The organism is Endozoicomonas sp. (genome assembly GCF_051008435.1).
Lineage (GTDB): Bacteria > Pseudomonadota > Gammaproteobacteria > Pseudomonadales > Endozoicomonadaceae > Endozoicomonas_A.
Window position 1 is genome coordinate 1 of the sequence record NZ_JBPCXO010000412.1, and the last position, 19004, is coordinate 19004.

Sequence of the window (19004 nt, forward strand, 5' to 3'; positions counted from 1 at the left end):
CGGTTTGAGACAGTTTTTATGATTATTTGAGGCGAATAGCGAGCTATTCAACGAAAAGAATCATAGAAAATGGCCAAATCCGGCTTTTTCGCAGTAGGTCAGTGGTAAGTCCGACAGGCTCCTAGGAGTCACGCCATAAATAAACCGCTTTTGACCAGGGGCAGAAATAGTTACGCTTGAGCAGCACCTTGCCATTGATATCAGTCACAGCAACCACAAATTCAACGTTTTCCTCACCGGATTTTGAAGTGAAGTTGTTGTACAAACGCCTCAATAACGGACTCCCATCCTTTTCTTCCAGCATTAACTCCGTAGCATGGGATGCCTTTATTTCCCCTTTGCGATTATTAATCCCGTAATGCTCTTTGAAAGTGACACTGAAAGACCATTTTTCATAACGTGTCGACCCTATGCGTTTCATGACCTGACAATGCTCAAGATTAACAAAGCCACTGGGCAGATCATTCACTGCCAGAGCTGCTGCCAGCTTTTCATGATTGGTAATTTGTTCTTTTGCCGATAGGGAAAACGATGCACTAGCCAATACCATAGAAAAAACCATCGTTCCGACCATTCCGCCAGACGACCTGTTCAGCCAGAAGCCACTGAAATAGCTTCTCGTCTCCCCCGGGGTTGACCAATTAATCACGGTGTACGTGTCCCAATTTTGTATTCAGAACTCACAGGATAGAGCAAGATGAGGGGTTCATAGTGGAAAGCCCACAAACAGTCCGGGAAGACTATCGCCCTGAAGGTCGGTTTATGGCTATAATCCCCGATCCATTGATAAGAATCAGAGCGCTTTCTATCTCTGAAAGCCGTGACATAGACAGTGAGTTAAATCAACTCCTGGGGGATAACAGTTTGAAACCGGTCAAAGTAGGAATATGTGGCCTGGGTACCGTAGGCAGCGGTACGTTTAATGTCCTGACTCGCAATGCCAGCAGCATTGCCGCACGAACTGGCAGACCCATTATTGTAGAGCAGATTGGTGCCCGCAGGGACAATCCAGCCTCTGATACCTCGACCACACAAATCACCCGTGACATTTTCGATGTTGCCCGCAATCCGGAAATCGATATTCTGGTAGAAACCATTGGTGGGTACGATGTTGCGAAGGAATTGATCCTCACAGCGATTGAGCACGGCAAACATATTGTCACCGCCAACAAGGCTCTGATTGCTGAACACGGCAATGAGATTTTCCAGGCGGCTCGAGAAAAAAATGTTGTGGTTGCCTATGAAGCAGCAGTGGCTGGCGGTATCCCTGTTATCAAATGCCTCAGGGAAGGTCTGTCTGGCAACCAGGTTAACTGGTTGGCGGGCATCATCAATGGTACCGGTAATTTTATTTTGACCGAAATGGGCGACAAGAACCGTCCATTTGAAGAGGTACTTTCTGAAGCACAGGCTCTGGGTTATGCAGAAGCAGACCCCACCTTCGACGTAGAAGGCATCGATGCCTGCCATAAGCTCACCATTCTGGCTTCCATTGCCTTTGGCATTCCCCTGAATTTTGAACGCGCCTATACAGAAGGTATTAGTCGTGTAACTCCTGCAGACATTCAGTATGCTCAAGAGTTGGGCTACCGCATTAAACATCTGGGTATTGCCAGACAGGCTGACGAAGGGGTTGAGCTCAGAGTTCACCCGACTCTGATTCCTACTTCCCGTCCGCTGGCCAATATCAACGGAGTGCTGAATTCTGTTGTGATCAATGCCGATGCCGTCGGTGAAACCATGATGGTAGGACCGGGTGCCGGAGCCGAACCAACAGCCTCTTCCGTTGTTGCCGACATTATGGATATTGCCCGGGTACTGGAAGCGCCTGAATCAGCCCCTAACCCGCTGGGCTTTGCTGAAGATTCTTTGAAAAGCACTCCGGTACTCTCCATCAGTGAAACACTGAGCCCCAACTACCTGCGCATCCATGCAGACGACCATCCCGGTGTAATGAATGCCATTACCCAGATTCTCAGTAATCACGGCATTAACATCGATGCGATTACCCAGAAAGCCATTCGTGAGAGCGATGGCTATGCAGATATTGTCATCCTGACCCAGACCATTAAAGAGTCGATTCTGGACAATGCCATCGTTGAAATTGAAGGCTTAATCGATATTCAGGCTCCTATTACACGCATTCGCGTAGAAACCATGGCCTGAGATCTGTCGAATAATAGACAGATTCAAACTGAATTCCAGAGAGCATAAGCCCACAGTGCTTATGCAAAAGGAGTGACGTTCAGAGACTCACTCTTGAAGGTAAAAACAGCGATGTGCTGCCAGGAGCCTGACCGAGAATAGTGCCCGTAGCGAGGATCGTAGAAAATTGAGGACGAAACATCGGTTTTGAGAGGCGAATAGCGAGCTATTCAACGAACAAAAGCGATGTTTCAGACCCATTTTCTACGACCGCAGTAGGGCAGACTATTCTCGGCCAGACTCCCAGGCAGCCATGAGCTGACAAACAATAGATGGAATAAGCTGTGAAATACATCAGTACCCGGGGACAGGGCGGAGAAAAAAGCTTTCAGGAAGTCCTTTTGGCTGGACTGGCAGAAGACGGCGGCTTGTATGTCCCAGCCGAACTGCCTCAGTTTGATCAGGAAAAAATCCGCTCATTGAGAGGCCTGCCCTACAATGAGCTGGCTTTTGAAGTCATCAAACCTTTTGTGGCGGGAGAAATCCCTGACGCCAAACTGAAGGAAATGATTGATGACAGCTATGCAACGTTTGCCCATGAGGCCGTTGCCCCCCTGACACAACTGAAAAGCCATCAGTGGGTAATGGAACTGTTCCATGGCCCTACTCTGGCTTTCAAGGATTTTGCTCTGCAATTGCTGGGCAGATTACTGGATTACGTTCTTACTGAAAGAGGTGAGCGAGCCGTTGTTCTGGGCGCTACATCCGGTGACACAGGCTCTGCTGCCATTGAAGGCTGCCGACACAGTGAAGCCCTGGATATTTTCATCCTGCACCCTTACCAGAGAGTCTCTGAAGTTCAGAGACGACAGATGACTACGGTTCTGGACAGCAATGTTAACAACATCGCGGTTCAGGGGAATTTTGATGACTGCCAGGCCATGGTCAAACAGTGCTTTGCCGATCAGTCTTTCCTGCCAGACAATACCAGCCTGGTCGCTGTAAACTCCATCAACTGGGCCCGCATCATGGCTCAGGTCGTTTACTACTTCCATGCTGCACTGGAGCTCGGTGGTCCGGACAGAGCAATCTCATTCTCAGTACCGACCGGCAACTTCGGTGATATCTTTGCTGGCTACATTGCCCGTGGTATGGGTCTGCCCATCGACAAGCTGATCGTTGCCACCAACCGCAACGACATTCTGCATCGCTTCTTTAAGAACAACGACTACAGCAAACAGGGCCTTGAACACACGCTGTCACCCAGCATGGATATCATGGTCTCCAGCAACTTTGAGCGCCTTCTGTTTGATCTCCATAACCGTGATGGCAAAGCCCTTGCTAAAGTGATGGCCGAGTTCGAAGAGTCTGGAAAACTGTCTGTCTCTGAACAGAGCTGGCAAAACATCCGCGAACTGTTTGACAGCAGTCGTACTGATGACCAGAGCACCTGCGATTCGATCAAAGCCCTGTTCGATCGCACCGAATACCTGGCCGACCCTCACACCATTATCGGTATCCGGGCATTGGAAGAAGTACAAACGGACAGCAATACGCCCAATGTCGTGCTGGCCACAGCCCATCCTGTGAAGTTCCCTGAAGCGATTGAAAAAGCCGGTCTTCAGACTCCAGAACTCCCTCATCACATGAAAGACCTTCTGAGTCGTGAAGAGCAATATGATGTCGTGGATAATGAACTGAACGCAGTGAAAGGCTTTATTCAGAATCGTCTGGCTAGCCCGAAAAATGCATAAAACCGCTTTAACCCGAGTAACGGCTGCGAAAAGATAGTAGAACGAGAAGCTCGACATTCATGAAATGTCCGAGCTGATCGCACGCCCTTGCTGACAGCAGAATCCAGGTTTTGATTTTACTGTCAGCAAGGGATTTTAAGTCCAACCACATGATCATCACTGTGCTCTGACCCTCTCTGTGATACAGTATTTCGATACTTACCAACACAGACAAATCAGTACACTTCATGCCACTTCAGATCATTCGACGCACCAGCAACCCCCACCAGTTAACTGATGGCATTGATCCGCTTCTATCTCGCATATACAGCGCCCGGGGCATCAGTGACCCTTCAGAGATTAACCGCCAGCTGAAAGGTCTTCAAAACTATAAAAGTCTCAAGGATATTGAAAAAGCGGCCAACCTTCTGGCTGATGCTATCTGCAATCAACAGCGTATTTTAATTGTCGGGGATTTTGACTGTGATGGTGCCACCAGCAGCGCCCTGGGTGTGCTTGCCTTGCGGCAGATGGGAGGGATTGCTGATTACCTGGTTCCTAACCGGTTCGAATACGGTTACGGCCTGACCCCTGAAATTGTTCAGGCCGCCAGAGAATTTCAACCTGAAGTGCTGGTCACCGTTGATAACGGCATCTCCAGCATAGAAGGTGTGGCAGCTGCCAAATCTCAGGGCTGGAAAGTTGTGGTCACTGACCACCACCTGGCGGGCGAAGAGATTCCTGAAGCCGATGCCATCGTCAATCCCAATCAGCCTGACTGCCCTTTCACTGGCAAAAACACAGCCGGTGTTGGCATTATTTTTTATGTTATGTGTGCATTGAGGACGGAACTTCGTCAACGGGGCTGGTTTGAAGGAAAAAATGAATTCAATCCTTTTCAGCTACTGGATCTGGTTGCTCTGGGCACAATTGCTGACGTAGTGAGCCTGGACGCCAATAACCGCATACTGGCTTACCAGGGACTGGCCAGAATACGGGCAGGTCATTGCCGTCCGGGTATCCAGGCGTTGATTGAAATTTCAGGCCGACAACAGTCTCGCCTGGCTTCTTCTGACCTGGGTTTTGCCTTGGGGCCTCGTCTGAATGCAGCAGGACGTCTGGATGACATGTCGACCGGTATCGAATTATTGTTGACTGAGCGCATTGAGACCGCTCGAGAGCTGGCTGCTGAGCTGGATGGACTCAACCGGGACAGAAAAGAGATTGAAGCAGGCATGCAAGTAGAGGCTATGCGTCACCTGTCCAGTTTGGAACTCGACAAGCATTCAGATCTGCCCTGGGGAGTCAGTCTTTTCCAGGAAGGCTGGCACCAGGGGGTCGTGGGTATTCTGGCCTCAAGGGTCAAGGAGAAGCTGCATCGTCCCGTGATCGCTTTTGCAGAGGCAGATAATGGAGAAATAAAAGGCTCAGCAAGGTCCATTAAAGACCTGCATATGCGTGATGCTCTGGACAGTGTTGCCCGGGAGAACCCCGGACTGATCATCAAATTCGGCGGCCATGCCATGGCAGCGGGTCTGAGTCTCTACAAAAAAGATTTTGAGACCTTTTCCAGGGCTTTTGATCAAATTGTTAAGCAAGAGCTCTCTGCTGAGCACCTGGAAGCAGAAATCCATACAGACGGTGAACTGGGTGCCTCAGAACTCACTATGGATACAGCGCAACTGCTCAGGGACGCAGGCCCCTGGGGTCAAAACTTCCCGGAACCCTCTTTTGATGGTCATTTTCAGATCATCCAGCAAAGACTGGTCGGTCAGAAGCATCTGAAGATGGTTCTTAAGGTACCCTCTTCGGAATACTACGTGGACGCAATCGCCTTCAACATCGACCCGCTACAATGGCCAAACCAGAACATCAACACGGTTAACGTTGTTTACAAACTGGATATTAACGAATTTCGAGGTCAGCAGAGTCTGCAGTTGATTGTTGATCATCTTGAATCAGCCTGAGTTCTCTTTCCCGGAAGCAGTCAGGCTAAAACTTTCGAGCAGACTCTCTATTGAAGAGCCAGTAGAGTGAGTCAACAGCCTTGAGGGTTCTAGCCCGGATATTTCATAAACATGCTCCCGTTCTCACTTGCCCTTTGCCGCTCTAAGGGAGTTTTGCTCAGTCGACCGTACTCCCCGGTACGGCACTCCTTCGCAAAATCCCTTGGTGCGACAAATGCCTGCGCGAGATTCGGGGCAGTTTATGAAATATCCGGGCTAGGAGCCTGACCGAATAGCTGACAGGATTGTTCTTTGTCGATTTCTAAACTATTTTAGAGGCTTCATAACTCTAGCCAAACGATACAAGAAGAATGACTGAGCCCCGTGTTTCCGGTATTGCCGCCCCCCTGATTGTTTTAATTATTTCCTTGGGTTTATTAATCCCCGGGATTACCCAGCCCTTGATGACCCTTCAGGCTGATATGAACCGCCAGGCTCTGGTCAAGGAAGGCCAGAAGATTATGGAACAGCAGTCCATGCACCCTGCCCTGCTCTCCATGGCCACCCAGTTTCTCTCTAACCTGAAAGTGGAGGGTCAGAGCCGGGTTTACGACAAAACCCGTAGTATTCTGGGTACAGCCAGTGATTTATGGGCATTTGGCTATCAGTTCGTCGCTATCCTGATCCTTACCTTCAGCGTGCTGATTCCCGGAATCAAAAGCTTGTTACTACTGGCTTCGTGTCATCCCACCTCTCGAAAAACGGCCCTTAAGGTAAACGCCGTTCTTGGCAAGTGGTCTATGGCTGATGTGTTTGCCATGGGCGTGCTTATTGCCATGCTGGCTGCCAATGGAGCGTCTTCACAAAGCGCTCTGCTGAACTTTCAGGCAGAGCTGCATGCAGGATTTTACTGGTTTGTTGCCTACTGTCTGGTTTCAGGACTGGCTGGTCAGTGGATGTTAAAAGAGCGGTTATAACAACCGCTCAATCTTCCATCTCGCTCACCTGAAGCTCCAGAGCATCGATCGAAATTTTAATTTCTGCCAGACAGATGATCAGGGATATCAATAAGGCCAAAAGACTGATAGCAAAAAGAATAAAGCCCAGTTGATATTTACCCATATGCAGGAGAAACATGACCAGGACACAGCAGATAAAGCTGACGATACCTGCTCCCTGCATATGCTTGATCAATATCATTCGTCGTCGCAGATTTTCCATCTGCCCCTTGATATGAAGATTATCCGGATCTTTCTTGAATTCCCCATGCAGGTTTCTGATCAAAGAAGCCAGAGCCAGAAACTTGTTGGTATAAGAAAGAAATAAAAGTGAAATTGCCGGAAACAGCAGGGCGGGAGTTGTTAGATTCAGCTCCATGAGACCTTATCTGAAATTAAGTGTGAGGGAGTTCCCATATTATAACCTTCCAGCCCGGCGTTCAAAGAGTTCCAACTGCTTCATTTGCCCGGAGGTTCTCAGGTCAAGTAGCCTCACACCTACACCCAGAAGCCGTGCAGGCTTATTACCCCTCTGCCAGGCTCTAATCAGCAGCTCTCTGAAATGAGCTTCAGGAGGCTGGTCGTCGCGCTCTATCATTTCCTCAAGCGTGGTCTGAGTAAAGTCATTAAATTTCACTTTAACAAAACGCTTGGTAACCGAATATTCATTCCTGATTTTCTTAAAGCGCTGAGCCAAATCCTCAAGCAAAGGCTTAACCTGGGTGAGTATTGCCTGTTCATCCGGTAAGTCTTCATCATAGGTATGTTCAACCGATAACGACTTCCGTCTTCTATCCAGCTCCAGGGGCCGATCATCCACCCCTCTGGACAGCTCCCAGAGTCTCTCGCCAAAGCTACCGAACCAGCGAGACAATTCCACCGGTGAATATTGGCGCAACATACCGCAGGTGATAATTCCCTTATGATGAAGTTTCTCTGCCGTGACTTTTCCTACGCCATGAATCTTCTCAACGGGTAATTCAAAAACAAAATCCTGCACCTGATCCGGCGTTATCACACAGAGTCCGTTAGGCTTGTTCCAGTCCGATGCCACTTTGGCGAGAAACTTATTCGGTGCCACACCCACGGAAACAGTGATACCCACTTCTTCCCTGACCGATGCCATAATCTCCCGGGCCATTAATGTCCCACTGCCTCGACAGTGTTTGGACTGGGAAACATCCAGATAGGCCTCATCCAGCGATAATGGCTCAATCATTTCGGTATAACGATGAAAAATGGCATGCATCTGCCTTGAAGCTTCTTTATAGACATCAAATCGGGCGGGCAAAATAATCAACTCCGGGCACTGCCTGACTGCCTGAAAAGAAGCCATGGCAGAATGCACTCCAGACTTTCGGGCAGCATAACTGCAGGTAGCGATCACCCCTCGGCGCTCAGCCTTCCCCCCCACAGCAAATGCCTTGCCTTTTAGAGTAGGGTCATCCCTTTCCTCTACAGAGCAGTAGAAGGCATCGGCATCAACATGGAGAATTTTTCTCTGAACGGATGAGCTCTCTTCTGGCATAACAGGATCAGGAAAGTTTAAGGGTGAAACTGAAGTCTAACGACAGGAGAAAAATGAGACAACAGCTTTCACTGTTTTTTTATACAGTGTATAGAGGAGAAGGTGAAACCCCTCCTCTATACGATCCGTTATTTCACCTTGTAGGCACTGTAACAAACTGCATTACTGGCCCAGTCTACCCGGGGTATATCTTCAAACGTTTCATAATGAACCTGATACCCCCCACCTTCTTTCTTTTCTGCTGGAGGAGTTTGCGGCATGTTATAGAGCGGAGGCAGCTCAGCCACTTTGTACCAGGCTGCATCAGGTTGGGTATGCCAGCCACAGCCTGCTCCCTCGGGTAATTTATGGGCCATAACCAGAAGGTTGGGATCATCTCTCCACGGAAGAGTCATGACATGGCCATGAGTCACCTGAAAATAATCGTGGTTAAAGTTGATCACTTTGTTCTTTTTTAATCGGCTGGTTACCCGATCTTTAATGTTGTAGGCATTGCCCTTAATGTCATCAAAATTAATGGTAATATTATGCAGGCGATAAAAACCGGCAGCCTGATCACCCAGCATTTTACTGTAGGCGTCAGGATGCATGGTTTGATCACTCATCGTACCATTAGCCTCCATTTCAGCCATTTTCGCTTCAACATCAGGGTATTTCTTATGAGGATCGCCAATAACAACTGGATGATTGTGGTGCACATGAGCCACCAGCACAGGTGCCGCTCCTTTTCTGGATTCAGTAGCAAGAAAAGTTACATCTGATCTGAGACCGTTACCCTCTTGTGTTCCATCAGATTTAATGGAGAGGCTGGAATACTGCAATGCTTTATTGAAGGCAGGTTCATCCCAGCTTTTAACCCTTCGACCATCAGTCTCTAGCTCCGCCACTTTTACCGGTGTTGCCGTAAATGGGTTTTCTCGTATGGCTGGCGCTGTGTGGCTGTCAAACAAGAACTTTTTCCCGGCAGAGTCTTCACAGAGAGCCAGACTGATGGAAGAAGCACCGGGACTAACCACGGGTGACCGGCCAGAACTGTCTTTTAAGGGATAGAAAAAGTCAGCGCCACTATCAGCGCCACTATCAGCGCCACTATCAGCACTGACCGCCGCTGAACCAGGCTGGACTTCAATCGACTGCTGGCTCTTTCTCTTTGCCAGCTGAACCAGATCTATGCAGTAGACCTGATCCTCTATGCCGGCATAGACCACTCCGGCATCAGGGTTGTAAGCCAGTGAAATGCCATAGTCCTGATTTGCAAGACCCTCCCTGTCATCAAAGTCTGGTGACAGGAGTCCACGAACATCGATCACCAGTTCAGGACAGGTTCGATCTTTTGCTGAGTTCAGATGACTTGGATATCTGAGGACAATATGGGAACGATCACTGGTAAACACCAGTCCATCGTCTTCCAGTACTTCCAGATTCTGAAGCCGCAGCGGCACAAACTGTTGAGTCGATCGATTGACGAGAGTCTTAGGACAGAGTCCAGGGTATTGACCTACCTGTTCCCAGGCTCCCTGACCACCGAGAACAGACTGACCTTCGGCAACCTTTATGCTCCCATCCCTATCGGTCTTAATTGGCAGACGAATGACGCTGTGCCCCTGATCACCTGAAGCAAGAGCATAAAGGTACTGTTGACTTTGATTGACTGATACATCCATTTATTACTGACTCCCTACTTAGTCTTCTTCTTGCCTTGGAACAGACCCTGTAGCTTCCACCTGGGCCTTCATCGTTTTTATATCCGTCCTGACTTCGACCAAGGGTTCATTCAAAGATGCCTTGAAGGACTCAAACGGACCTATCATGGCCGACTTTTTATCAACCATGACCTGAGTCGCTTGCAGACTGGCCTGAGCAGCCTCTACAAAACGCTGAGGCGTATTAGGAGGTATTTGCCCTTGAGAAACAGAGTGAATAAACTGCGATGAGTCTTTATGGCTTCCACCATATAAAGAGGTGACATGTGATCTTTTTTCTCTGGCGCCTTCAAAAGCACTTTCAAATTCCTTACTAGCTGCTGTTAGCTCGGAATACTCTACATCTTTGTAATACAAGGATGACAGCTTGCCAGAAAACATATACTTACCCAGCTGGTTTCCCTTTGCCAACTCTATACCTTGATCAGCAATAGCAGAAGCTTCCACCAACTGGGTAGCCCGGTACTCTGCATTAACAAGCGGTCTCAGATTATGAAAATTCTGAGAGGTCACCTTCAGCCCTTTAACGGTGTAACCAATCAAACCGCCTACACCGATAATTACACAAGCAGCCTTATCTCCAACCAGATTGACCGACCTTGCAGCAAGCGCAACGAGTGCCCCGGCCCCAAGACCACCCGCAGCCCATAGATAAGGCTCAGAAACGGATGGCATGAAGTGTTGAAAAGGTGCTTTAACCTTGTACTTATCCCAGAAATGTTCAGTGCTTTTTGAATCAGAGTGAGTTGATGGTTGCCTTCCCAAAGACTGTGGACCAGCCTGGCCTGCGGCAGTAGCAGATGCATTAGAATACATATCGAAGTCCTCCGTGATTTATACTTTTCCACCACCTTCGACTCATTTGTGTACAGATAGTTCCAGCCAGAAAAAGCACCAAAAACACCAAATCTCCTCAAACCTTATATTGCAACCCCGAATATTTACGTATTTTCAATTTAAGAATAAAAGCGTCAAATCGCACTCCGTTTGATTGCCCTCTCAGGGCCTGCCCCCATAGTCTGAATTCTATGAGCGATTGAACCGTGCTCAATGACTCAGGACTGTGACGGAATACATACAAACCAAGTACCCACAGCAAAGAAGCGCCTTCATTCGGCAAGTTGCCGGCTCTAGAGTGCTCATGGTCAAAAGATTAAGGCTTGAATATGCGCTTAACGGTGTTTAATACGCCGATCATCAGTCAGCTGTTGAAGGTTTTGGCCAGACTGTGTCTGTTGATATCCGGCTGGAAGGTCGAAGGTAAAAAGCCCTGTGTGCCCCGCTATGTTCTGGTGGCTGCACCTCATACCAGTAACTGGGACTTTTTTATTGGCATGGCCGTGGGTCTTAGCCATGGAATAGGGGCTCACTGGCTGGGTAAGTCCAGTCTGTTCTGGGGGCCTTTAGGTCCGATCATGCGCTGGCTGGGTGGAATCCCGGTTGACCGGGCGCGCAGAAGCAGTCTGGTCGAACAAAGCATTTGCTGCTTTAAGGGCAATAAACAACTGGGACTGGTCATTTGTCCCGAAGGCACCCGTTTTAAAGGTGATCGCTGGAGAACCGGCTTTTATCATATTGCCAAAGGTGCAGAAGTCCCTATTATTCTGGCATATCTGGACTTCAGGAAGAAAAAAGCCGGCTTTGGTCCTGCCATCAAGCCCGGCTGCAGCATGGAAAAAGACCTGGCAGAAATCCAGGCTTTTTATGAAAAGAAGCAGGGCAAATTCCCCCAATGTTTCAGCCCGGTTCTTTCTCAGGGTCAGGCCTGACACTCTTCTTCATTCAACTCCCGCCGATAAAACTCATCATGCAGGAAACAGCCGGGTTACTGTGACAGGTCCGGCCTTCAAATCATTAACAACCGGTCAGCCTTTACAGCTCACCGGGTAAATGGCACTCTGAGCTAATGGAATACAAGATCATCATTGCAGACGACCACCCACTGTTCAGGGCCGCCTTACAGGCAGCTCTGCGTCAGGGGCTGGAGAATCCTGAAATTTATGAAGCTGGATCCATTGCCGCCCTGCAAAACATTCTTGAACAGGTGCCATCGCCCGATCTGATTCTTCTTGATTTGCACATGCCTGGTGCTCATGGTCTTTCCGGCTTAATCTTTCTTCGGGGACAATATCCGGAAGTCCCTGTTGTGATTGTTTCTGCTTCTGAAGACTCTCAAATCATCTACCGCTCCATGCAACACGGCGCCAATGGATTTATTCCTAAATCCTCACCACTGGATGTGCTAAAAAATGCGGTTACCCAAGTGCTTGAGGGTGATACCTGGCTGCCAGATTCTCTTCCGGAACTGCCAGAACAGGGAGAAACCTCAGAGCTGGAACAAAAACTAGCCACATTGACACCGCAGCAGTTCAGAGTTCTGGGCATGATCAGTGAAGGCCTGTTGAACAAACAGATCGCTTATGAACTGGAAGTATCAGAAGCCACGATCAAGGCCCATGTCACCGCTATTTTCAAAAAGCTGGGAGTACGCAGCAGAACCCAGGCCGTGATTGCCATGAACGAACTGGAAATCGAACAACCCACCGTCAGCAACGATAGTCCGTCAACGGGACACCCACCGGCGTAAGCCTTTCAATGTTCAAGCAGCGCTTTTACGGGTACTGGAGCCGTAAGTGAAGCCATTAAGGCTCTCAGCGATGCCGGTTTGACCGGTTTCCCCATCAACCTGATATCCAGATCACGACACCGGTTTCGTACTGCATCCTGTTTGTCGGCTGTGATCAGAATGGCAGGCAGAGAACAAGACGACAACGCACGTAACTCTTCAGTCAACTGAATACCGTCCATGCTATCGTCCAGACGGTAATCAACCAGCAGAATATCAGGCAAACCGCACTCTTCCACTACCCTGAAAGCTTCTTCCACACTACCCGCAGAATAAACCTGACAACCCCAGCGGGCTAATAGACTTTCCATTCCCAATAATATTTCAGGCTCGTTATCGATACAGAGCACTGTTATACCGCTCATGGTATTTCTGGACGCTGATCGGACTGAGGGCTGTCGCACTGCCCTTGCTGCAACCAGCGGCATCTGGATAGAGAAGGTGGTACCGCCACTTTCACGCGATTTGAGCTCAATAGGTTGATTAAGGACCGAGGCAATACCCTGGGCAATGGAAAGACCCAGCCCCAAACCTTTACCTCCCTGGTGCAGCCTTTCAAACTCACTGAAAATCAACGTCTGTAATGACTCAGGTATGCCATTACCGTTATCTCTGACTTCAATACACACCCCTTCAGCGCGTTTTCTGCAACACAGCATGACTTTCCCATCCAGAGCATTGCAATACCGAAAGGCATTGGTCAGAAAGTTTTGTAAAACCCTTCTTAAAAGAACCGGGTCACTGTGCACCCAGACAGACTGCGGTACCACTCTGAAAGTCAGATGATTTTCCTGGGCCAGCAAATCAAACTCTGCCCTCAGCGGGTCCAGAATTTCAGCCAGTGGAAAGTCTCTGAAAGTAGCCTTGAGCTTACCTGCTTCCAATCTGGATAAGTCGAGTAAATCTTTAATGAGCTCTTCTGCTGAGCGAAGAGAGCTGCTCAAGTGACTGGCGAGTTGCTTGTGCTCAGTATCGGTCAGACTTGAATCGAGTGAAGAGGCAAACAGTCTGGCGGCATTCATCGGCTGCATTAAATCATGACTGATTGCGGCAAAAAATTTAGACCTCAACCGGTTTGCCCGTTCAGCGGCGCCTTTTGCACTCATCAGCTCGCGGTTCAGGCTATGCAGTTCACTGGTTCGGTCCTCAACCCTTTGCTCCAGGCTTTCGTTGATATCTTTGAGGGCTGTTTCAACCTGTCTAAACTCGGTGATATCAGTAAAACTCATCACAAAGCCGCCTCCAGGCATCGGGTAACCACGAGTTTCTATTACCTGGCCATTGTCACGTATTCGTTCGGACTTGTGAGCGGTTCCCTGCAGCATGTGATTGATACGCTTACGAACATGAGCGCTCACATCCCCCGGCCCACAGCGACCTAGTTCAGCATTGTAACGAATGATATCAGCAGCATGACGCCCTACTTTTATCATTCCTTCCGGATAGGAAAACAACTCAAGATAACGCTGGTTCCAGGCCACCAGCCTGAGATCTCGATCCACCACACTGACGCCGATATCAATGTGCTCAATAGCGCCGGTCAGCAACTCACGATTAAACTGCAACACTTCCGATGCTTCACCAACCATGGCCTCAACATCTTCAATCAGGGCATTGTTTCCAGCCAGTGCCGTTTTCATCACCAACTTGGCTGACGAGGCGCCCATGATTCCGGACAAGACCCTTTCCACGACGGCAATCATTTCACTGTCAGCAAGATAAGGACGCTCTACAGGGAATTGCTCAGTAATCAGCTTTCTGGCCTTGTCTTCCCCCATAAACCGGCTGGCAAGCGATTCCAGCTCATCCACAGTGACGGTCATGTCATCATAAAGCCCCCCTTCAACAACCGAAGCGTCGACAAACCGTCTGGCCTGTCGACTTTCCAGAGGTGAGACCTTAAACAGCAGGCAACCCAGTACATAAACCAGAGCATTCACCACCAAAGCAAAGAGACTGGCTCCTTGAAGGGTACCCGTCAGGTCAAAACCAAACAGCGCCCCGGGTTTAAGTGCCTGAACGCCCAAAACCCCCTGCTCCAGCAGCTCTTTATCCAGCCAGCCCGATTGAACAAAAAGCGGGACAATCAAGGTAATCAGCCAGACCAGGCTTCCTGTCAGAATACCCGCTGCAGCAGCCTTATAATTGCTCTCTCTGATATAGAGTGAGCCAAGCACCGCAGGAGCCAGTTGTGCCACCGCTGCAAATGATATTAATCCCAGGTTGGCCAGCAAATGATCTTCACCAGCACTGATGACTCGATAAACGATATAAGCCAGCAACAGAATTCCGATAATAATCGTGCGCCGTACATTACGAAGCAGACCACTGAAACGGTAGAACTCATTTCTACCATGCCCGGAGCTTCTGAGAATCAAGGGCATCAGAATCTCATTGGAAATCATGTTCGTTAACGAAATAGTTGCCACAATGACCATGCTGATAGCGGCAGATAACCCCGCCATAAACGCCAGCACGGCCATGCTGTCACTACCCAGAAGCTTTGGCAGAGCGATGACATACGAATCGGGTGATATGGCCTCTCCCAGCCAGGCATTACCGGCAAACGCCATAGGCAGGACAAAAACAGCGGTCAGAAGTAGATAAATGGGAAACAGCCAGCGGGCACGATTCAGATCCTTCATATCACTGTTTTCTACCACCAGGACATGGAATTGCCTGGGAAGACAGATAAATGCGGCCATCGACACCATAATGGGTGCCATTAGCGTCAAAAACAGGTTTTCATCGGCTGATTTAGCAACAGCCATTTCAAAATGCCCCAGTGGATCGCTGGCCTCGGTGAAAAACCGATAACTGATCCAGCCACCCACAATCAGAAATGCAGTCAGCTTCAATAACGATTCGAAAGCTATAGCCAGCATGACTCCGTGCTGATGCTCGGTAGTATCGAGCCTGCGGGTACCAAACATGATGACAAACACTGCCAGTAGCATGGTCACAACCAACGCTACATCCTGTTGCTTACGAGGTGTCATGGTACTGGGGGAGAGAAGATCGAAACCAATAATGATGGCCTTCAGCTGAAGGGCTATGTAGGGGAGAATGCCAACAACCAGCAAGATCGTTACCAGAATGGCCAGCCCCCGGGACTTACCGTGACGAGATGCAATAAAGTCAGCGATAGAGGTAATATTTTCCCGTTTGCTCACCAGAATCAGCTTGTTGAGCAACTTCCAGAAAAATAAAAAAAACAGAATGGGCCCGATATAAATCGTCGGAAATGACCAGATACTCTGGGATGCCTGGCCGACAGCACCAAAGAAAGTCCATGCGGTGCAATAAACGGCCAGCGACAAGCTGTATATATAGGGCCGCCATTGTTCACGTAATCTTGCTCCCGCATGATCACCATACCAGGCTACCGAAAACAGCCCACCTACATAAAGAAGGGCTATGAGAGCCAACCACCATCCGGCCATATGTTCTTACTTTTTCTATCGATCATTCAGCCCTGTCAGAGATTCCACCACTCAAAATGCGCGGTAAAACCACAACTGGATGTGACTGAATTTAAATGATTGTCAGGGCTATGAGTTCTTATTGAGCTTTATAGAGATATACCGAACTTCAGCATAATACTATACCCCACTCCGACTAAAGTCGCATTGAGGAGACGCCACTGGCTGCTAGCTTTCCTAGGTGTTTTTCTTACTTATCTACATCAGGATAAAAAGACTGGGGCTGAACGTAACCCTTTGTTTTCCTGGTGATTGAATTCAATCACCAGGCCCACTCTAACGAAAAACAACCGGAAGGAAGACTCAAGGCAACGCTCACTCACCAAACACTTTTTCCGCAGAGGTACTGTCATCCAACGTTTTTAAGATACGTGCTCTTGGCAGGGGGGTCGCCCCCTGTCTTTTTTTATGAACACATTCTCATTTTCAGGAACTGATGCTATCCCCCCCCCTCAATGAAACATCGGTTGTTATCTATTGCTTGAAACCACCCTGTCACCTGCTCACAATAGAATTCTGCTACCAAAGTCTAATTTCCTGAAGGAAGTATCGTCTTAAGATGACGGTTAGGCACCGCAATGCTTAAAACTACAAACGCCGTATAAGTGCATTGCCTGAAGAACTATTAGAAAAACTCTAAGGACACAATATGACCGAAGCGCGCGTGTACCCAGTTACTGAGGCCCAGCGACAGAACACTCTGGCAGATAACGAGCGTTACCTGGAGATGTATCAGCAGTCTGTCGTTAATCCGGAAAGATTCTGGCAAGAGCATGGTCAGAGAATCGACTGGTTCACCCCCTACACGCAGATCAAGAAAGTATCGTTCGATCATGAAAATGTCGACATCAACTGGTTCTTCGACGGCACCACCAATGCCTCCTTCAACTGCCTTGATCGTCATCTCGAGAAAAAAGCTGATCAGGTTGCGATCATCTGGGAACCTGATGATGAAAATGAACCCTCCAAAAAAGTAACCTACAGAGAACTTCACGAACAGGTTTGTCGATTCGCCAATGGTCTGAAAAGTCAGGGCGTTGGCAAAGGTGACATTGTCGCTATTTATATGCCAATGGTGGTTGAAGCCACTGTAGCAATGCTTGCTTGTTCACGCATTGGCGCCATTCACTCCGTCGTCTTCGGCGGTTTCTCACCTGAAGCCCTGGCCGGGCGGATCATTGATTCCAATGCCAAACTGGTGATAACCGCTGATGAAGGTATTCGCGGCGGACGAAAAGTCCCTCTGAAAAAGAACGTTGATCTGGCACTTGAAAACCCGGCAGTAACCAGCATTGAGAAAGTCATTATGTTTCGCCACACCGGCGAAGAAGTCTTCTGGAAAGAAGGTCGTGATGTCAGCTGGCAGGACCTGACTGCCATGGCTTCACCCCACTGCACTCCTGAAGAGATGAACGCAGAAGATCCTCTGTTTATTCTCTACACCTCTGGTTCTACAGGAAAGCCCAAAGGCATACTTCACACAACCGGCGGTTATCTGGTTTTTGCATCAATGACTCACCAGTATGTGTTTGATTACCAGGATGGCGAGGTCTTCTGGTGTAATGCTGATATCGGCTGGATTACAGGCCATACCTATGTCACTTATGGTCCGCTTCTGAACGGCGCTACCATAGTAATGCATGAAGGTGTGCCCAATTATCCTGCCAGTAACAGAATCAGTAAGGTCGTCGACAAACATCAGGTAAATATTCTGTACACTGCCCCAACCGCAATTCGAGCACTGATGGCAGAAGGTGATGCCGCTATTGAAGGCACTTCTCGTTCCAGCCTCAGATTACTGGGCAGCGTTGGAGAGCCTATCAACCCGGAAGCCTGGAGTTGGTACTACAAGACCATTGGTAATGAACAGTGCCCTATTGTAGACACCTGGTGGCAGACCGAAACCGGCGGAGCCATGCTGACACCTCTACCTGGCGCCACTGATCTGAAACCTGGCTCAGCAACCCGTCCATTCTTCGGCATTAAACCCGCTCTGGTGGATAACGAAGGTCGTATTCTCGAAGGCAAGCAAGAAGGCAATCTGGTTATTCTTGATAGCTGGCCCGGGCAGGCTCGCACAATCTTTGGCGATCATGAACGCTTTGTTCAAACCTACTTTTCCAACTTCAAAGGCATGTACACTACGGGTGATGGTGCTCGCAGGGATGAAGATGGATATTACTGGATTACCGGACGAGTAGATGACGTTCTTAACGTCTCCGGTCACCGGATGGGCACCGCAGAAATTGAGTCCGCACTGGTCTCCCACCATGATGTTGCTGAAGCCGCTGTTGTCGGATTCCCTCATGACATCAAGGGACAGGGGATATACGTCTACGTAACACTAACTGCCGACTCTGAATATTCAGACGAACTCAAGAATGAATTAAGACAGTGGGTTCGCAAGGAAATTGGCCCTATCGCCTCCCCCGATATCATTCAATGGGCACCAGGCTTGCCGAAAACACGCTCAGGTAAAATAATGCGACGAATCTTGCGTAAAATTGCTTCTGCTGAATACGACAATCTGGGCGACACCTCAACACTGGCTGATCCTGGTGTTGTCGAATCGCTGATTAAAGACCGTGCATTAGCAAGCTGATCCCTGCATTAGATTGATTCATTTATCCCTAAAGAGCTCTGTAAAAAAGAGCTCTTTTTTCTGCTCCAAAGTACCACCTGTCAAACCTCTAGTTATTAACCGCAACATTTTAATCTTTTATTGACTTTAAGGATCATCGTCCATACTATGCGCTCCTCGTTGATGCGGGGTGGAGCAGCCTGGTAGCTCGTCGGGCTCATAACCCGAAGGTCGTCGGTTCAAATCCGGCCCCCGCTACCAA

General features: G+C 48.8%; 13 protein-coding genes and 1 tRNA gene. 8 read left to right on the plus strand and 6 right to left on the minus strand.

The genetic code is table 11. The annotated features are described in order from the left end of the window. Positions 1 to 121 precede the first annotated feature (121 nt). Positions 122 to 550 carry a hypothetical protein gene (locus ACR2PX_RS20785; RefSeq protein WP_434001275.1) on the minus strand — a complete coding sequence of 143 codons (429 nt, stop codon included), beginning with the start codon at positions 548 to 550 and terminating at the stop codon, positions 122 to 124. Positions 551 to 864: 314 nt separating this feature from the next. Here ACR2PX_RS20785 and ACR2PX_RS20790 point away from each other — a divergent pair, with 314 nt between their 5' ends. The 4 genes from ACR2PX_RS20790 to ACR2PX_RS20805 all read left to right on the plus strand — a co-directional run bounded on the left by ACR2PX_RS20790 (position 865) and on the right by ACR2PX_RS20805 (position 6801). Next, the gene (locus ACR2PX_RS20790; protein WP_434001287.1) at positions 865 to 2166 is read left to right on the plus strand and encodes a homoserine dehydrogenase; all 1302 of its coding nucleotides are present in this window, start codon (positions 865 to 867) and stop codon (positions 2164 to 2166) included. 323 nt (positions 2167 to 2489) lie between these two features. Then, positions 2490 to 3899 (plus strand): threonine synthase, encoded by a 1410-nt coding sequence (gene thrC, locus ACR2PX_RS20795; protein WP_434001276.1) that lies wholly within the window; start codon positions 2490 to 2492, stop codon positions 3897 to 3899. A 227-nt stretch (positions 3900 to 4126) separates the two neighbouring features. Then, a complete protein-coding gene (recJ, locus tag ACR2PX_RS20800) occupies positions 4127 to 5845 on the plus strand; it encodes a single-stranded-DNA-specific exonuclease RecJ (protein ID WP_434001277.1) in 1719 nt (572 codons plus the stop codon). A 350-nt stretch (positions 5846 to 6195) separates the two neighbouring features. Further along, the gene (locus tag ACR2PX_RS20805) at positions 6196 to 6801 is read left to right on the plus strand and encodes a paraquat-inducible protein A (RefSeq protein ID WP_434001278.1); all 606 of its coding nucleotides are present in this window, start codon (positions 6196 to 6198) and stop codon (positions 6799 to 6801) included. 7 nt (positions 6802 to 6808) lie between these two features. Here ACR2PX_RS20805 and ACR2PX_RS20810 read toward each other — a convergent pair whose 3' ends face one another. The 4 genes from ACR2PX_RS20810 to ACR2PX_RS20825 all read right to left on the minus strand — a co-directional run bounded on the left by ACR2PX_RS20810 (position 6809) and on the right by ACR2PX_RS20825 (position 10869). Continuing rightward, complete coding sequence (locus tag ACR2PX_RS20810) at positions 6809 to 7201, minus strand: DUF2721 domain-containing protein (protein WP_434001279.1); 393 nt, start codon at positions 7199 to 7201, stop codon at positions 6809 to 6811. A 39-nt stretch (positions 7202 to 7240) separates the two neighbouring features. Then, a complete protein-coding gene (gene dinB / locus ACR2PX_RS20815) occupies positions 7241 to 8350 on the minus strand; it encodes a DNA polymerase IV (protein ID WP_434001280.1) in 1110 nt (369 codons plus the stop codon). Positions 8351 to 8478: 128 nt separating this feature from the next. After that, positions 8479 to 10014 carry a hypothetical protein gene (locus ACR2PX_RS20820; protein ID WP_434001281.1) on the minus strand — a complete coding sequence of 512 codons (1536 nt, stop codon included), beginning with the start codon at positions 10012 to 10014 and terminating at the stop codon, positions 8479 to 8481. 18 nt (positions 10015 to 10032) lie between these two features. Next, positions 10033 to 10869, minus strand: coding sequence for a hypothetical protein (locus ACR2PX_RS20825; protein ID WP_434001282.1), 837 nt, complete (start codon positions 10867 to 10869; stop codon positions 10033 to 10035). Positions 10870 to 11219: 350 nt separating this feature from the next. Between ACR2PX_RS20825 and ACR2PX_RS20830 the strand changes: the two genes are divergently transcribed. Both ACR2PX_RS20830 and ACR2PX_RS20835 read left to right on the plus strand, forming a co-directional pair. Beyond that, positions 11220 to 11822: a lysophospholipid acyltransferase family protein gene (locus tag ACR2PX_RS20830; RefSeq protein ID WP_434001283.1), complete on the plus strand. Its 603-nt coding sequence runs from the start codon at positions 11220 to 11222 to the stop codon at positions 11820 to 11822. 137 nt (positions 11823 to 11959) lie between these two features. Further along, positions 11960 to 12640 carry a response regulator transcription factor gene (locus ACR2PX_RS20835; RefSeq protein WP_434001284.1) on the plus strand — a complete coding sequence of 227 codons (681 nt, stop codon included), beginning with the start codon at positions 11960 to 11962 and terminating at the stop codon, positions 12638 to 12640. Positions 12641 to 12645: 5 nt separating this feature from the next. Here the strand turns inward: ACR2PX_RS20835 and ACR2PX_RS20840 are convergent, their stop codons facing one another. Beyond that, positions 12646 to 16122, minus strand: coding sequence for a hybrid sensor histidine kinase/response regulator (locus tag ACR2PX_RS20840; protein ID WP_434001285.1), 3477 nt, complete (start codon positions 16120 to 16122; stop codon positions 12646 to 12648). Between the two features lie 688 nt (positions 16123 to 16810). Between ACR2PX_RS20840 and acs the strand changes: the two genes are divergently transcribed. Both acs and ACR2PX_RS20850 read left to right on the plus strand, forming a co-directional pair. Further along, positions 16811 to 18763, plus strand: coding sequence for an acetate--CoA ligase (acs, locus tag ACR2PX_RS20845; protein WP_434001286.1), 1953 nt, complete (start codon positions 16811 to 16813; stop codon positions 18761 to 18763). A gap of 163 nt (positions 18764 to 18926) precedes the next feature. After that, positions 18927 to 19003, plus strand: a tRNA-Met gene (locus tag ACR2PX_RS20850). Position 19004: the final 1 nt, after the last annotated feature.

Bases quoted from the DNA above. Each gene is read 5' to 3' on its own strand.
- acs (WP_434001286.1), top strand. From the start codon at position 16,811: ATGACCGAAGCGCGCGTGTACCCAGTTACTGAGGCCCAGCGACAGAAC.
- recJ (WP_434001277.1), top strand. From the start codon at position 4,127: ATGCCACTTCAGATCATTCGACGCACCAGCAACCCCCACCAGTTAACT.
- ACR2PX_RS20820 (WP_434001281.1), bottom strand. From the start codon at position 10,014: ATGGATGTATCAGTCAATCAAAGTCAACAGTACCTTTATGCTCTTGCT.
- ACR2PX_RS20840 (WP_434001285.1), bottom strand. From the start codon at position 16,122: ATGGCCGGATGGTGGTTGGCTCTCATAGCCCTTCTTTATGTAGGTGGG.
- ACR2PX_RS20830 (WP_434001283.1), top strand. From the start codon at position 11,220: ATGCGCTTAACGGTGTTTAATACGCCGATCATCAGTCAGCTGTTGAAG.
- ACR2PX_RS20810 (WP_434001279.1), bottom strand. From the start codon at position 7,201: ATGGAGCTGAATCTAACAACTCCCGCCCTGCTGTTTCCGGCAATTTCA.
- ACR2PX_RS20785 (WP_434001275.1), bottom strand. From the start codon at position 550: ATGGTATTGGCTAGTGCATCGTTTTCCCTATCGGCAAAAGAACAAATT.
- ACR2PX_RS20805 (WP_434001278.1), top strand. From the start codon at position 6,196: ATGACTGAGCCCCGTGTTTCCGGTATTGCCGCCCCCCTGATTGTTTTA.
- ACR2PX_RS20835 (WP_434001284.1), top strand. From the start codon at position 11,960: ATGGAATACAAGATCATCATTGCAGACGACCACCCACTGTTCAGGGCC.
- dinB (WP_434001280.1), bottom strand. From the start codon at position 8,350: ATGCCAGAAGAGAGCTCATCCGTTCAGAGAAAAATTCTCCATGTTGAT.
- ACR2PX_RS20825 (WP_434001282.1), bottom strand. From the start codon at position 10,869: ATGTATTCTAATGCATCTGCTACTGCCGCAGGCCAGGCTGGTCCACAG.